The organism is Streptomyces sp. SP18CS02 (assembly GCF_036322365.1).
Classification (GTDB): domain Bacteria; phylum Actinomycetota; class Actinomycetes; order Streptomycetales; family Streptomycetaceae; genus Streptomyces.
Genome location: NZ_JAQYXC010000295.1, coordinates 33765 through 48758, shown reverse-complemented (window position 1 = coordinate 48758; position 14994 = coordinate 33765). Strand labels below are relative to the sequence as shown.

14 protein-coding genes are annotated in these 14994 nt (G+C 71.5%); 2 read left to right on the top strand and 12 right to left on the bottom strand.

The window, feature by feature from the left end; translation table 11 throughout:
- The 4 genes from PUR26_RS26980 to PUR26_RS26965 all read right to left on the bottom strand — a co-directional run bounded on the left by PUR26_RS26980 (position 1) and on the right by PUR26_RS26965 (position 4246).
- Entirely contained in the window at positions 1-369 is a 369-nt protein-coding gene (locus PUR26_RS26980; protein WP_329876046.1) for a holo-ACP synthase, read from the bottom strand.
- Between the two features lie 4 nt (positions 370-373).
- Positions 374-2221, bottom strand: a complete 1848-nt coding sequence (gene glmS / locus PUR26_RS26975; RefSeq protein WP_329876044.1) for a glutamine--fructose-6-phosphate transaminase (isomerizing) — start codon at positions 2219-2221, stop codon at positions 374-376.
- A gap of 205 nt (positions 2222-2426) precedes the next feature.
- A complete protein-coding gene (locus PUR26_RS26970) occupies positions 2427-3239 on the bottom strand; it encodes an ABC transporter permease (RefSeq protein ID WP_329876042.1) in 813 nt (270 codons plus the stop codon).
- Positions 3236-4246, bottom strand: a complete 1011-nt coding sequence (locus PUR26_RS26965; protein ID WP_329876040.1) for an ATP-binding cassette domain-containing protein — start codon at positions 4244-4246, stop codon at positions 3236-3238. The genes PUR26_RS26970 and PUR26_RS26965 overlap by 4 nt, the downstream gene beginning before the upstream one ends.
- Before the next feature lie 305 nt (positions 4247-4551).
- On the opposite strand from PUR26_RS26965, the gene coaA reads away from it, so the two are divergent.
- The gene (coaA, locus tag PUR26_RS26960; RefSeq protein ID WP_329876038.1) at positions 4552-5535 is read left to right on the top strand and encodes a type I pantothenate kinase; all 984 of its coding nucleotides are present in this window, start codon (positions 4552-4554) and stop codon (positions 5533-5535) included.
- A 10-nt stretch (positions 5536-5545) separates the two neighbouring features.
- Complete coding sequence (locus PUR26_RS26955; RefSeq protein WP_329876036.1) at positions 5546-6478, top strand: DUF389 domain-containing protein; 933 nt, start codon at positions 5546-5548, stop codon at positions 6476-6478.
- 143 nt (positions 6479-6621) lie between these two features.
- Here PUR26_RS26955 and glmM read toward each other — a convergent pair whose 3' ends face one another.
- From glmM to PUR26_RS26915, 8 genes are all read right to left on the bottom strand, one after another.
- Entirely contained in the window at positions 6622-7980 is a 1359-nt protein-coding gene (gene glmM / locus PUR26_RS26950; protein WP_329876034.1) for a phosphoglucosamine mutase, read from the bottom strand.
- A gap of 145 nt (positions 7981-8125) precedes the next feature.
- Positions 8126-8644 (bottom strand): 30S ribosomal protein S9, encoded by a 519-nt coding sequence (rpsI, locus tag PUR26_RS26945; RefSeq protein WP_329876032.1) that lies wholly within the window; start codon positions 8642-8644, stop codon positions 8126-8128.
- 42 nt (positions 8645-8686) lie between these two features.
- Positions 8687-9130: a 50S ribosomal protein L13 gene (rplM, locus tag PUR26_RS26940; protein WP_329876030.1), complete on the bottom strand. Its 444-nt coding sequence runs from the start codon at positions 9128-9130 to the stop codon at positions 8687-8689.
- Positions 9131-9589: 459 nt separating this feature from the next.
- Complete coding sequence (locus PUR26_RS26935) at positions 9590-10885, bottom strand: ATP-grasp domain-containing protein (protein ID WP_329876028.1); 1296 nt, start codon at positions 10883-10885, stop codon at positions 9590-9592.
- Between the two features lie 22 nt (positions 10886-10907).
- Positions 10908-11870 carry a quinone oxidoreductase family protein gene (locus PUR26_RS26930; RefSeq protein WP_329876025.1) on the bottom strand — a complete coding sequence of 321 codons (963 nt, stop codon included), beginning with the start codon at positions 11868-11870 and terminating at the stop codon, positions 10908-10910.
- Between the two features lie 53 nt (positions 11871-11923).
- Complete coding sequence (locus PUR26_RS26925) at positions 11924-13300, bottom strand: methylaspartate mutase (RefSeq protein WP_329876023.1); 1377 nt, start codon at positions 13298-13300, stop codon at positions 11924-11926.
- A complete protein-coding gene (locus tag PUR26_RS26920; RefSeq protein WP_329876021.1) occupies positions 13297-13734 on the bottom strand; it encodes a cobalamin-dependent protein in 438 nt (145 codons plus the stop codon). The genes PUR26_RS26925 and PUR26_RS26920 overlap by 4 nt, the downstream gene beginning before the upstream one ends.
- A gap of 59 nt (positions 13735-13793) precedes the next feature.
- Complete coding sequence (locus PUR26_RS26915; RefSeq protein ID WP_329876019.1) at positions 13794-14942, bottom strand: fatty acid desaturase; 1149 nt, start codon at positions 14940-14942, stop codon at positions 13794-13796.
- Between the last annotated feature and the right edge of the window lie 52 nt (positions 14943-14994).

Here is a 14994-nt window from a genome sequence, read left to right as displayed (position 1 = left end):
TCAACCCTCCGCGATCACCACCGCCGACGCCACCCCCGCGTCATGGCTGAGGGAGACGTGCCAGTGCCGTACGCCCAGTTCGGCCGCGCGCGCGGCCACCGTTCCCCGTACCCGCAGCCGCGGCCGGCCGCTGTCCTCGACGTACACCTCGGCGTCCGTCCAGTGCAGCCCCGCCGGGGCCCCCAGCGCCTTGGCGATCGCCTCCTTCGCCGCGAACCGCGCCGCCAGCGAGGCGATGCCGCGCCGCTCCCCGCTGGGCAGCAGCAGTTCCCTCTCCAGGAACAGCCGCTGCGCCATCGAGGGCGTACGCTCCAGCGCCGCCGCGAACCGGTCGATCTCCGCGACGTCGATCCCCACCCCAATGATCATGCTTTCACTCCACTGTCACCGATTTGGCCAGGTTCCTCGGCTGGTCCACCTCGTTGCCGCGGGCCGTCGCCAGCTCGCACGCGAAGACCTGCAACGGCACTGTGGACACCAGCGGCTGGAGCAGCGTGGGGGTCGCCGGGACGCGGATCAGATGGTCCGCGTACGGCACGACCTCCTCGTCCCCCTCCTCCGCGATCACGATGGTCCGCGCTCCCCGCGCCCGGATCTCCTGGATGTTCGACACGATCTTGTCGTGCAGCACCGACCTCCCCCGCGGCGAGGGCACCACGACGACCACCGGCAGGTCCTGCTCGATCAGCGCGATGGGCCCGTGCTTGAGCTCGCCCGCCGCGAACCCCTCGGCGTGCATGTAGGCGAGCTCCTTGAGCTTCAACGCGCCCTCCAGGGCGACCGGGTAGCCCACGTGCCGGCCCAGGAACAGCACCGTGTCCTTGCCGGCGAGCGAGCGCGCCAGCTCCCGCACGGGCTCCATGGTCTCCAGGACCCGCTCGACGTCCTCGGCGATCCTGGCGAGGTCCCGGACGACCGCCCGGATCTCGTCGCCCCACTTGGTGCCCCGCACCTGCCCCAGGTAGAGGGCGAGCAGGTAGACGGCGACGAGCTGGGTGAGGAACGCCTTGGTGGAGGCGACGGCGACCTCGGGGCCCGCGTGCGTGTAGAGCACCGCGTCCGACTCGCGCGGGATCGTCGAACCGTTGGTGTTGCAGACCGCGAGCACCCGGGCGCCCTGCTCCCGGGCGTGCCGCAGCGCCATCAGGGTGTCCATGGTCTCGCCGGACTGGGAGATCGCGATCACCAGCGTCCGGTCGTCCAGGATCGGGTCGCGGTAGCGGAACTCGCTCGCCAGCTCCACCTCGCACGGGATGCGGGTCCAGTGCTCGATGGCGTACTTGGCGATCAGGCCGGCGTGGAAGGCGGTCCCGCAGGCCACCACGACGACCTTGTCGGCCTCGCGCAGCACGGCGGCCGGGATCCGGATCTCGTCGAGCGTCAGGGACCCGGCGGCGTCGATCCGGCCCAGCAGGGTGTCGGCGACCGCCTTCGGCTGCTCGGCGATCTCCTTGAGCATGAAGTAGTCGTAGCCGCCCTTCTCGGCCGCCGAGGCGTCCCAGTCGACGTGGTACGACCGCACCTCGGCGGGGGCCCCGTCGAAGCCGGTGACGGTAACGCCGTCCCGGCGCAGCTCCACCACCTGGTCCTGGCCCAGTTCGATCGCGGAGCGGGTGTGGTCGATGAAGGCGGCCACGTCCGAGGCGAGGAACGCCTCGCCCTCGCCGACGCCCACCACCAGGGGGGAGTTGCGGCGCGCCCCGACCACCACGTCCGGTTCGTCGGCGTGCACGGCGACCAGGGTGAAGGCGCCCTGCAGCCGCCGGCACACCTGACGCATCGCCTCGGCCAGGTCGGCCGCCGACGAGTGGGCCTCGGCCAGCAGATGGGCGACGACCTCGGTGTCGGTCTCGGAGTCCAGCCCGTGTCCGCGTCCGGCCAGCTCGGAGCGGAGCTCGGCGAAGTTCTCGATGATCCCGTTGTGCACGACGGCGACGCGCCCCGCGTTGTCCAGGTGCGGGTGCGCGTTGACGTCGGTCGGGCCGCCGTGGGTCGCCCAGCGGGTGTGCCCGATGCCCGTGGAACCGCTCGGCAGCGGTCTGGTGACGAGTTCCTTCTCCAGGTTGACGAGCTTGCCCGCCTTCTTCGCCGCGGCCAGCCCGCCGTCGGCGAGCACCGCGACACCGGCCGAGTCGTAGCCCCGGTACTCCAGTCGCTTGAGGCCCGCGATCACCACATCAAGCGCCGACTGCCCGCCGACGTAACCCACGATTCCGCACATGGCGGCAGCCTAGGGGGTGTCCCGCCGATCGGGCCGGACCGGCGAGGCGCCCCCTCCGGGGTGTCCCGCCGATCGGGCCGGCCCGGCGAGCGGCGTTCGTCGCCGGGGGCCCCCGCCGGGTCGCCTCCCTCCCGGGGCCGAGGGGACGCCTCGCAAGGCTGGGTCGCGCGGCGGGGCCGTCCGGAGGTGCCCCGCGCGGCACGGCTCAGGCCTTCGCCCGATAGGCCCGCATCGCCAACGGGGCGAACACCAGGGCGATCCCGGCCGCCCAGGCCAGGGACCACAGCACCGGCCCGGCCACCTCACCGCCGAGCAGCAGCCCCCGGAACGCGTCGGACAGATGGGTGACCGGGTTGACCTCCACCCATGCCTGGAGCCAGCCGGGCATGGTGTCGACCTGGGCGAACGCGCTGCTGGTGAAGGTGATCGGGAAGATCAGGGTGAACCCGAACGCCTGCACCTTCTCCGCGTCGCCCGCGAGCATCCCGATGAGCACCGCGCACCACGACACGGCCGCCGCGAAGAGGACGAGCAGCACCAGGCCCGCGAGCAGTCCGCCGAACCCTCCGGTGATCCGGAAGCCGAGCGCGAGGCCGAGGGCGATCATCAGCAGCATCGCCCACACGTGCTTGGCCAGATCGGCGGTGATCCGGCCGAAGAGCGGCGCGGACCGGGCTATCGGCAGGCTCCGCAGCCGGTCGAAGACGCCCTTGGTGAGGTCGGTGTTGAGCGCCATCGCGGTGTAGATGGTCATGAACAGCGTGTTCTGCACGATGATCCCCGGCAGGGCGTACTTCAGGTACTCCTGGGGCGTCCCGGCCATCTGCCCGCCGAGGACGTAGGTGAAGAGGAACACGAACATGATCGGAGTGATGCTGCAGTCGACCAGCTCCAGCGGATTGTGCTTGACCGCCACCAGGCTGCGCCACGCCATGGTGGCCGTCTGCCGCAGCGCCGCGCCGGGGCGGACGTGGCCGCGCGAGGTCACCGGCGGCGCGGTGAGGGTGGTGGCGCTCATGCCGGACTCACCACCTTCTCGCTCTCGCTGTCGTCGGGCCCGGCCCCCCGGCCCCCGGGGCCGCCGTCCCGCGCGGGCTCGGCCCGGTGCCCGGTCAGGGCGAGGAAGACCTCGTCGAGGGAGGAGCGGCGCAGGGCCAGCTCCCCCAGCGCGATCCCTTCGCGGTCCAGCCGCCGCACGACGGCGGGCATCAGCTCGGGGTCCTTGACCGGGGCGGTGACGGTCCCGCCCTCGATCCGGGCCTGTGGTCCCGCCGCCTCGGCGACCAGGGCGTGCGCGACCGCGAGGTCGGCCGGGCGCAGCGGCCGCAGCTGGAGCACCTGACCGCCCACCTCGGCCTTCAGCCCGTCGGGCGTGCCCTCGGCGATCACCCGGCCCTTGTCGACCACCACGATCCGGTCGGCGAGGAGATCGGCCTCGTTCAGGTACTGCGTGGTGAGCAGGGCCGTGACCCCGTCGGCGACCAGCCCCCGCAGCATGTCCCACAGCTCACCGCGGCTGCGCGGGTCCAGTCCCGTGGTCGGCTCGTCGAGGAAGAGGACGCTCGGGCCGCCGACCAGGCTGGCCGCCAGGTCCAGCCGCCGCCGCATGCCGCCCGAGTACGTCTTCACGGCCCGCCCGGCGGCCTCGTCCAGTCGGAAGCGGTCCAGCAGCTCGCCGGCCCGCGCCCTGGCGTCCGGCCGTGACATGCCCAGCAGGCGCCCTATGAGCAGCAGGTTCTCGGCGCCGGTCAGGTTCTCGTCGACCGCGGCGTACTGCCCGGTGAGGCCGATGAGGGAGCGCACCAGGCCCGCCTCCCGCACCACGTCGTGACCGGCGACCAGGGCACGGCCGGCGTCCGGCCGCAGCAGGGTGGCGAAGATCCGTACCGCGGTCGTCTTCCCCGCGCCGTTGGGCCCGAGCAGGCCGAGCACCGTCCCGGCGGGTGCCGCCAGGTCCACCCCCGCCAGCGCCCGCGTCTCCTTGAACCGCTTGGCCAGACCTTCCGCCTGGATCGCGTACGTCATGGGGAGTGTCCCTTCGACTCGGCCGCGCGTCGGCACACGTCGGGCCGGGACGGGCCGCCGCCCGCACACCCCGACGCCCACCCTTCCCACAACTGTGACGTACACCACTGACATTCCGCCGCCGAAGCCCGGACCGCCCCCGTCCGCCCGGCCGCCGGCCGGCCGCCCCGGCTCGCCGACCGGCCCGGAACCGCCGCGGGCCGCCGTCCACCGCCCGCCTCCCCGGCCCGGACCACACCTCCGCGCGGCCGTACCGTGACCGAGCACACGGCCCGGAACCCGCCCGCAGCCCCGACAATGGCTTGGTGATCACTTCGCCGCCACGAAGCGCCGGGGCCCACCGCCGGGCCGAGGCCACCCCGTACGTCGATCTCACCCGCGCCGAGTGGAGCGCGCTGCGCGACAAGACGCCGCTGCCCCTCACCGCCGACGAGGTCGAACGGCTGAGGGGTCTGGGCGACGTCATCGACCTCGACGAGGTCCGCGACATCTACCTCCCGCTCTCGCGCCTGCTGAACCTCTACGTCGGCGCGTCCGCCAACCTCCGCGGCGCCCTCAACACCTTCCTCGGTGAGAAGGGCGCCCAGCGCGGCACACCCTTCGTGATAGGGGTCGCCGGCTCCGTGGCCGTCGGCAAGTCCACGGTCGCCCGTCTCCTCCAGGCGCTGCTCGCCCGCTGGCCCGAGCACCCGCGCGTCGAACTGGTCACCACCGACGGGTTCCTGCTCCCCATGAAGGTGCTCAAGGAGCGCGGCCTGGTCTCCAGGAAGGGGTTCCCCGAGTCGTACGACCGGCGCGCCCTGACGCGTTTCGTCGCCGACATCAAGGCCGGCAAGGACGAGGTCACCGCCCCGGTCTACTCCCATCTGATCTACGACATCGTGCCCGGACAGCTCCTGACGGTCCGCCGGCCCGACATCCTGATCGTCGAGGGCCTCAACGTCCTCCAGCCGGCGCTGCCCGGCAAGGACGGCCGCACCCGGGTCGGCCTCGCCGACTACTTCGACTTCTCGGTGTACGTGGACGCGCGCGCCGAGGACATCGAGGGCTGGTACCTCAACCGCTTCCGCAAGCTGCGCGCGACGGCGTTCCAGAACCCGTCCTCGTACTTCCAGAAGTACACCCAGGTCACCGAGGACGAGGCGCTCGCCTACGCCCGCACCACCTGGCGGACCATCAACAAGGTGAATCTGCTGGAGAACGTGGCGCCGACGCGCGGCCGTGCCAACCTCGTCGTACGCAAGGGGCCCGATCACAAGGTCCAGCGTCTGTCCCTGCGCAAACTGTGAAGGTCCTCGTGTGCTGCATCTACGCCTGATCGTCCCCGCCGAACGCACCGACGAGGCCGTGCGGGCGATCCGCCGGACGGTCGGCACCACCCACCTGGCCGTGGTCCCCGGCGCCGCCCTCGATCCGCCCGGCGACCTCGTGCTGTGCGACGTGGCCCGCGAGGCGGGTGACCAGCTCATCGCCGAACTGCGCGGACTGGGCATCGACACGTCCGGTTCGATCACCGTCGACGACATCGGGCTGTCGCTCTCGCGCCACGCCGACCGTGCGGAGGAGGAGGCGCCGGGCGAGGGCGCGGACGCGGTGCTGTGGGAGAAGCTGACGGAGGCGACGCACGAGGAGTCGACGCTCACCGTCACCTATGTCGCGTTCCTCGCCGTCGCGACGATGCTCGCCGCGTGCGGTGTGATGCTCGACAACGCGATCCTGATCGTGGGCGCGATGGCGGTGGGCCCGGAGTTCGGCCCGCTCGCCGGGATCTCGACCGCGCTGGTGCGGCGCGCACCCCGGCTGGTGTGGCGTTCGCTGGTGGCGCTGGTGGGAGGGTTCGCCGCGGCGATGGTGCTGACGGCGGGCTTCTCGTGGCTGATGAACGCCCTCGGCCTGTTCACGCTCGACATGGTCGAGGCGGCCCGGCCCAACACCTCGTTCATCTGGAAGCCCGACTGGATGTCCTTCGTGGTCGCGTTCCTGGCGGGCGTCGCGGGCACGCTCTCGCTGACCTCCGCCAAGTCGGGCGCGCTGATCGGCGTGGCGATCTCGGTGACGACGGTCCCCGCAGCGGCGAACGCGGCGGTGGCGTTCAGCTACGCGGACTTCGGCCAGACGTGGGGATCGGCCGCCCAGCTGATGGCGAACCTGGCCGGCATCGTGCTCGCGGGCACGCTGACGCTGCTGGCCCAGAAGGGGTTGTGGGCGGTGCAGCGCCGCCGGGCCGGCTGACGGGTACGGACGGCGGAAGGGCGCCCCTGCCGTGACGGCGGGGGCGCCCTTCTCCGTGGGCCCGCGGGCCCCGCGGTCACGGGCTCACGCCCGTTCGCCCGCGAGGCCCGCGCCCACCCGGTCGTCCGGGGGCGGGCGGTACGTCAGCCCAGGGCCGACTTCACCGCGTCGGCCAGCCGGCCGGCGACCGACCGGGCCTGCTCGATGTCGGCGGCCTCGACCATGACCCGTACCAGCGGCTCGGTGCCCGAGGGGCGCAGCAGTACGCGCCCGGTGGAGCCCAGCGCGCGCTCGGCCTCCGCGACGGCGGTGCCCAGCTCCGCGGAGGTCTTCACCCGCGACTTGTCGACGTCCTTGACGTTGATCAGCACCTGCGGCAGGCGCTCCATGACCCCGGCCAGCTCGGCGAGCGAGCGACCGGTGGCCGCGACGCGGGCCGCGAGCAGCAGGCCGGTGAGGGTGCCGTCGCCCGTGGTGGCGTGGTCGAGCACGATGACGTGCCCGGACTGCTCGCCGCCCAGCGCGTAGCCGTGCTCCTTCATCGACTCCAGGACGTACCGGTCACCGACGGCCGTCTGCACCAGCTGCAGGCCCTCGCGCTCCATGGCCAGCTTGAAGCCCAGGTTCGACATGACGGTGGCGACGACGGTGTCGCCGCGCAGCGTCCCGGCCTCGCGCATGGCCAGCGCGAGCACGGCGAGGATCTGGTCCCCGTCGACCTCGGCGCCGGTGTGGTCCACGGCCAGGCAGCGGTCGGCGTCACCGTCGTGGGCGATGCCGAGGGCGGCGCCGTGCTCCACGACGGCGGCCTTCAGCAGGCCCAGGTGGGTGGAGCCGCAGCCGTCGTTGATGTTGAGCCCGTCAGGGGTGGCGCCGATGGTGATGACCTCGGCGCCCGCCTGCCTGAACGCCTCGGGCGAGACACCGGACGCGGCGCCGTGCGCCTCGTCCAGCACGACCTTGAGGCCGCCGAGCGGGTTGGGCAGGACGGAGAGCAGATGGGCGACGTACTGGTCGAAGCCCTCGTGGTAATCGGCCACCCGGCCGACGCCCGCGCCGGTCGGCCGCTCCCACGGCTCACCGGTGCGGTGCTGCTCGTACACCGTCTCGATCCGGTCCTCCAGCTCGTCGGCGAGCTTGTGGCCGCCGCGCGCGAAGAACTTGATCCCGTTGTCCGGCATGGCGTTGTGGCTCGCGGAGAGCATCACGCCCAGGTCGGCACCGAGCGCACCGGTGAGGAAGGCCACGGCGGGGGTGGGCAGCACGCCCACGCGCAGGACGTCGACGCCCGCGCTCGCGAGGCCCGCCACGACGGCGGCCTCCAGGAACTCTCCCGACGCACGCGGGTCCCGCCCGACCACGGCGGTCGGCCGATGTCCTTCAAAGGTCCCCGCCTCGGCGAGCACATGCGCCGCCGCGACCGAGAGGCCGAGCGCGAGCTCGGCCGTCAGGTCCGCGTTGGCGACACCGCGCACGCCGTCCGTGCCGAAGAGTCGTCCCACAACTGTCCTCCGAAAATGCTCCGAAAATGCAAGCCTCTGAGCGTTGTCTGCCCGTTGTCACGCTAGAGGTGTGGATAGACGTACGCCCCGGCAGCACAGAGGTGTGCCGCCGGGGCGTACGCGCAAACCAGGCCGAGCAGGCGATTTAGCGCTTGCTGTACTGCGGGGCCTTACGGGCCTTCTTCAGACCGGCCTTCTTGCGCTCGACCGCACGGTCGTCGCGGCTCAGGAAGCCGGCCTTCTTGAGGGCGCCGCGGTTGTTGTCCACGTCGGCCTCGTTCAGCGCGCGGGCCACGCCGAGGCGCAGGGCGCCGGCCTGACCGGAGACACCGCCACCCGAGATACGGGCGATGACGTCGTAGCGGTTGTCGAGCTCGAGCACCTTGAAGGGCTCGTTGACTTCCTGCTGGTGCACCTTGTTGGGGAAGTAGTCCTCAAGGGTGCGACCGTTGATCTTCCACTTGCCGGTGCCCGGAACGATCCGGACGCGGGCGATGGCGTTCTTGCGACGGCCCAGGCCGGCCGCCGGCTGCGGGTCGCCGAAGCGGGACGCCAGCGACTCGGAGGTGTACTCACCCTCGACGGGGACCTCGGACTCGAAGGTGGTGACCTCCGCGTAGGTCTCTTCGCCCTCGACGGGGGTCTCAACAGTGGTCTCGGCCACGATTCTCCTCAGATTTCTTTTCTTCTTAGGGGGTGGCCGGAACTACTGCGCGACCTGGGTGATCTCGAACGGGACCGGCTGCTGAGCAGCGTGCGGGTGCTGGTCGCCCGCGTAGACCTTCAGCTTCGAGAGCATCTGACGGCCCAGGGTGTTCTTGGGGATCATGCCCTTGATGGCCTTCTCCACGGCCTTCTCCGGGCTCTTCGCAAGCAGCTCGTCGTAGCGCACGGAGCGGAGACCACCCGGGTAGCCGGAGTGGCGGTACGCCATCTTCTGGGTCTTCTTGTTGCCGGACAGGTGAACCTTGTCGGCGTTGATGATGATGACGAAGTCGCCCATGTCCATGTGGGGGGCGTAGATCGGCTTGTGCTTACCCCGGAGGAGGTTCGCTGCCGTAGTCGCCAGACGGCCCAGGACGATGTCCTGCGCGTCGATGATGTACCACTGGCGCGTCACATCGCCGGGCTTGGGGCTGTACGTACGCACGGTCGTAGCCTTCGCTTCTTCAGTGTTGGGGTATCCCCAAGCCCCTCGGGCTTAGGGGAAGGGTCCTGACAGGGCCACCCGGACGATCACGACAGCCTTGGCGGCCCTACGGGGACGCAACCCGAGTGCCTGCCGCTGGATCATCGGCCCGGTGGACCGGCGTAAGGGCCCCTCGCGTGAGAACGACCAAGCCAATACGCATAACGAACCAGAAGGATACGCGGGCTCCCCCACCCGGGTCAAAACCGCCCCCCGGCGGCGGCGCGGACCGCGTCACTCCGGCTCGCGGCCCCCACCCGGGGCGGCCGCGGAGCCGGCGTCCGCACCGGCTCCACGACGAAACGGACGGACGCCTCCAGCCTACGAGCCGGGGCCGTGGCCGCCACCGGACCCGGGCGGGTCACCGGGCCGCGGCCGGTCACCAGGCGCGAGCCGCCACCGGACCCGGGCGCCGGGCCGTCACGAGACCGGGGCCTGAACCGGCTCCATGACGAAACGGACGGACACCTCCAGCTTGCGGGCCAGGGCCTGGGCCTCCTCGGAGGTGTCCGCCCCGACCGCGATGTGGGCGACACGGTTGCCGACCGAGCGGTGCTCCTCGATCACGTCGCCCGGGGCGATGGCCAGCTCCGCGTGGATCAGGTTCGGGTGGGCCAGCACCTCGTCCCATCCCTCGACCGCCACCAGCCGGCCCTTGGGCGGGGTGAGGAAGCGGATCGCCGAGCCGCGCACCGGCTTCAGGGCCGCCTTGTCGACGGGGTTCCCGAGGACGCTGTCGAACACCAGTCCGAACCACTCCAGACCGGGGATGACGTGCGCCAGCATGCGGTGGATCCAGCCGCCCGCGTTGCGTACGTGGACCTCGCCGAGGACGACGCCGCGCTCGGTCCACCACAGCTCGACGTGGAACTGTCCGTAGCGCAGCTCCAGCGCGGTGAGGGCGGCGACGACCTGGCGCTCGATCTCCCGGGCGGTGTCCTCCGGGAGGATCGCCGGGATGACGTACTCGACCTCGAAGAAGTTCGGCGGCGGGAGCAGCTCCTTCGAGGTGAGGGCGAGGACGTGCGGCACGCCGTCCACGAAGACGCCCTCCGCGCTGTACTCGGGCCCTTCCACGAATTCCTCGACGATGAAGGAGCCACGGCCCTCTTCCGGCAGGAACTCCAGGGCCGCCGCGAGGTCCTCGGGACCGTCGATCCGGGTGACCCCCTCGCTGCCCATGGCGTCACGCGGCTTGACCACCCACGGCCCGGTGGACCCGGCGAGGAAGTCACGGGCCTCGGCCTCGTCCGCGCAGACCAGGAACCGCGGCTGGAGGAAGCCCGCGGCGGACAGGGCCGCCCGCGCCTCGTCCTTGGTGCGGACCCGGTGGACGGCGTGCGGCGGGTTGCCCGGCCGGCCGAGCGCGTCAGCGGCCTCGGCGACCGCCTCCTGGGCCATCTCCCGTACGCCGAAGACGACGTCGAAGCGGTCGCCCGCCGCCGCCCGCTCGCGCGCCCAGGCCGCGGTGGTGCCGGGCACCTCGAAATCGACGGCCGACGTCTCGTCGACGAGGGCGGTGATCGCCGGGGTGGCGGCGAGGGTGGCCTCCTGGTTGGTCACGTGTATCCGCAGACCGCGCTTGCGGGCCTGGCGGATCGCCGCCTCGACGACGTCGACGGCGAGGGTGGCGTTGCCGGCGCCGCCGACGAAGAGAAGCTGGGGGGTGGCCGGCTCGGCCATCTGTGCTCCCGGGATGGTCAGGTGTGCGGACACGGTTCGGTCGGTCGGAGGTCGGTCAGATCGTGAGCAGGAGTTTCCCGGTCGTCGCCCGGCTCTCCAGGAGCCGGTGCGCCTCGGCGGCCTCCCGCAGGGGCAGCGTCGCGTGGAGGTGCGGGGTGAGGACGCCGTCCGCCAGGTGGCCGAAGACGGCGCCGCCCGCGGCGCGCAGCGTCTCGGCGTCGTACACGTAGTCCCTCATCGTGGGACGGGTGACGAACAGGGAGCCGCCGCCGCGCAGCTGCTCGATGTCGAACGGCGGCACGGGACCGCTGGACAGCCCGCACAGCGCGAGCAGTCCGCGCCGGCCCAGGGACCGCAGGCTGGTGAGGTACGTCGACGCCCCGACCGAGTCGTAGACCACCCGGGCGCCCCGGCCGTCGGTCAGCTCCCGTACGGCGGTGTCGAAACCGTCGTACCCGATGGCGTGGTGCGCGCCGGCCTCACGCGCGGCCTTCTCCTTCTCGGGCGTGGAGGTGACCGCGATCACCGTCGCCCCGCGCGCCGCCGCCAGCTGGACGAGGAAGCGCCCGAGCCCTCCGGCCGCCGCCAGCACCACCACGGTGTCGCCCTCGGCCACCGCGTGGGTCTGGTGGGTGAGGTAGTACGCCGCCAGGCCCTGGAGCGTGACGGCGGCCGCGGCGGCCAGGTCGACGTCCTCCGGTACGGGGATCAGCTTGTCCTGGGGGACGACGGTGTACTCGGCGTAGGCGCCGAGCTGGGAGGCGTAGGCGACCCGGGCACCCTCCGCGAACTCCGTGACGCCCTCGCCGAGGGCCGTGACCACACCGGCGCCCTCCTGCCCCGGAGTGAAGGGGGTCGCGGCGGGGTAGCTGCCGTTGCGGTAGTAGACGTCGATGAAGTTGACGCCGGCCGCGGTGTTGCGGACCAGGACCTCGCCGCTGCCCGGTACGGGCACCTCGGTGTCCGCGAGGACGAGCGCGGAGGGCCCGCCGGGGCTGGTGACGCTGATGGACTGCATGCTCTTCCCACTCCAGGTCGTGCTGTGGCTGCCGGGTGCCGGCCGCGCCGGGTTCAGGACTGTGCTGCGGAACTCTCGCCGAAGACGTTCAGGAAGTAGTTGATGTCCGACGTCAGCCCCTTCACCATGTCGCCGATGCGCGCGCCGCCCCCGGTGGCGCCGAGGCCGGCCTCGTTGCGCCGGCGCGTGCGGTCGGAGAAGGGGAGTGACCCCGGGTCCAGGTAGCGTATGGCACCGTCGGCGGCACGGCGCGGAATGACCCCGGAACGGGCGTAACGGCTGGCGCTGAAGGGGATGTCGAGCCGTCCCTCCTCGAAGGCGGCGCCGATCTCCTTGTACAGACAGGCCGTTGCCAGGATCGGCTCCACGATCTCCGCCACCTCCTGGAGGATCCACTCCAGTTCGTGACCCACCCGCTCCTCGTCGAGCGCGATGAAGTCGAGCAGCGGGGAGTTGGCCCGGGAGGCCAGCAGCAGTCCGTCGATGTTGGCGCGGGTGTCGGGGATGCCGAAGGCCTCCAGGTACGTCTTGGTGATCAGCTTGCTGGCGCCGCCGAGCCGGGCCACCAGCGCCCCGTAGAAGATGAGGTCCTCGGCGTGGGGGCGCTCCTTGGGGAAGACGCCCATGAACTCGTGCAGGACGGCGTGCACCTCGACGCCCTCGGGGAGGTAGCGGGCCGCCAGGACGGGGATCGCCCGCAGGGCGGCGACGTCCTGCTCGACATGGCCGCCCTGGGGGTACGCCACCGAGATGCACCGCACGCCTTCGCGCGCGGCGGCCACGGCCTCCAGGACGCTGATGGCGAGCGAGATCGACGGGGGCACGAGCACCGCGGTGAGCGTGCCGAACAGCTCCCGGTCGATGACGAGTCCGCGCCCGGCGAGGTCACCGCAGAGCGCGTCCACGTCCCGCCAGGCGGCCAGCGACTCGCTCAGCGGAACGGCCTTCGAGTACGGCAGGTTGTACGAGATCCCGCCGCCCTCGAAGGAGGTGATCCCGGAGGCCACCGAGGTTTCGAAGAGCCGGCGCGCGTCGGGGGAGCCGTGCCGCACCTCCAGGGGTGCGGTCACGGCTTCGTTCAGTTCCCGGCCCCTTTGCCACCCGTGGGTGACAAGGGGGTAGCCGTTGAGTTCGGCCGAGTTGCGCAGCAGCGCGGCCCGGGCGTTGTCGAACCGTTTCAGCCGGGTGTGCGAGTCGATGGTGAGCGTCAGGACGTCCGGCTTGGCGTGCCGTTCGAGATCCTTCAGCAGGGTCATCATCTGGGCGTGCGAGCCGACGCCGCAGCGCGGCTGCAGCGCGACGCGCCCGGCGGAGCGCGCCGCGTGCAGCACCTCGGCGGCGGTCGGCTTGCCGAGCTGCCGCACATAGGCGACGGACTCGGCGAGTGTGGGGAGCTCCGGGGGCTCCGGCGGTGGTACGGCGTCGCTCATGAGGCCGTGGACGGCTGGGCGGTCCGGGCGCGGAGCTCGTCCAGGGTGGCCGGCAGGAGCTCCGGGTCGGACAGGACGACGTCGACGCCGAGCTTGTGGAACCGGTCGAGGTCGGCGGGGTCCTTGTAGCTGCCCACGGAGAGGTTGCCGCCGAGGATCACCGGGCAGTCCAGGAGGCCCCGGGCACGGGCCGATGGCAGGTCCTGGAGGTCCTCGTAGGCGTGTCCGTTGAGGCTGCCGATGATCACCGCCTCGGCCTCGGGGTGCTCGGCGTACGCGTCGGCGAACTCGTCGATCGAGGAGCACGTACCGACATTGACGACATGGAACCCCTGGGCGCGCAGGGCGTGGGCGATGAGCTGGTTGGCCACGACATGGGCGTCGCTGGCCGCCACACCGAGAATGACGGTGCGGGTAGCGTTTTCGTGCCGCATGGAGAACCCCCGGAAGCCTTGTGGACGGAAATTACTTCTCAGAACGGCGAGCTTGGGTATCAGTCGTCGAACGCGGCGAAGAGTTCACGCTTACTGACCTCGCGCAGCCGTGTGACGCTGTATTCCTCGGGGTCGGCGACGGACAGCGAGTCGAAGACCAGGTTGATCGCGGACACCAACCCCCACGCATGATGGTATTCCGGCCATCCCGGGCTGCCCTTGTCGGCGTCGGCCTGGCGCTCGAAGATGTAATTCGCCCATTTCGGCGTCGAAGGGTAGCGGTGGTGGAAGTCGTGGACGACGGTGTCGCCGGTCAGCACGAGGTACCGGGACGGCGCGTGCACGAACACCATCCGCGCCGTCCACCGGCACCAGGCGGCCATGCGCCGCAGGGGCGGCAGGGCCGGGGAGGGTGCCGCCTCGCCGATGAAGATGGCGTTGGTCAGGCTGCCGAAGTACTCCTTGCCGCGGCGCTCGGTGACGTCCGGGGCCGGGAAGGTGTGCTTCACGCACAGCCGCAGCGTGTTGCTCACCTGGAACAGCGGGAAGAGCGGGACGAGCCAGGCGACGAGCAGCATCGGCCAGGTGCCGGTGGCGATGGTGGCGGCCGCGGCGACGCCGTAGACGCCGACGCTGGTCGCCTTCTCGCTGGTGTCCGAGCCGTGCCAGAAGGAACGGGCGCGCGCCACGGCGAAGTTGAGGTGGAACCAGGGCGAGAAGATCTTGCCGAGGACGCGCCGCCACATCTGCCGGCGGGTCATGCCCGGGTGGAGGTTCAGGCTGACCAGGAACGCCTGGACCGTGGGGTCGCGCAGCGTCATGTGGTGGGCGGCGTGGTGGTCGCTGACGTGCTCACGGCTGTAGCGGGCGAAGTTCTGGATGATCAGCAGGCTGGAGGTGGCCCGGCCGATCACGGCGTCCAGACGGCGCTTGCGGTACATGTTCCGGTGCGAGCACTGGTGGTAGATCATCATGCGCAGGTTGCGCATGCCGTGCAGGGTGACGGCCCAGCCCGGCAGGACCAGCAGCAGCCAGGGTCCGCCCAGGGCCATGCCGACGCAGCTGATCGCGAGACCGAGCAGCATGGACAGGCCGGCGGTGGTGAGGTGGAATCCTGGTGTCCACCAGGACAGGGGTCTTTGCCCGGCTATCGGCTTTCCGGTGAATATCGTGATCGGATACTGGAAGAACCGAGGCAGGGCGCGCATGGTTTCGCGAGGATCTGAATAATCCGCAAGGCCTTCGGCTCGGAAGCCACTT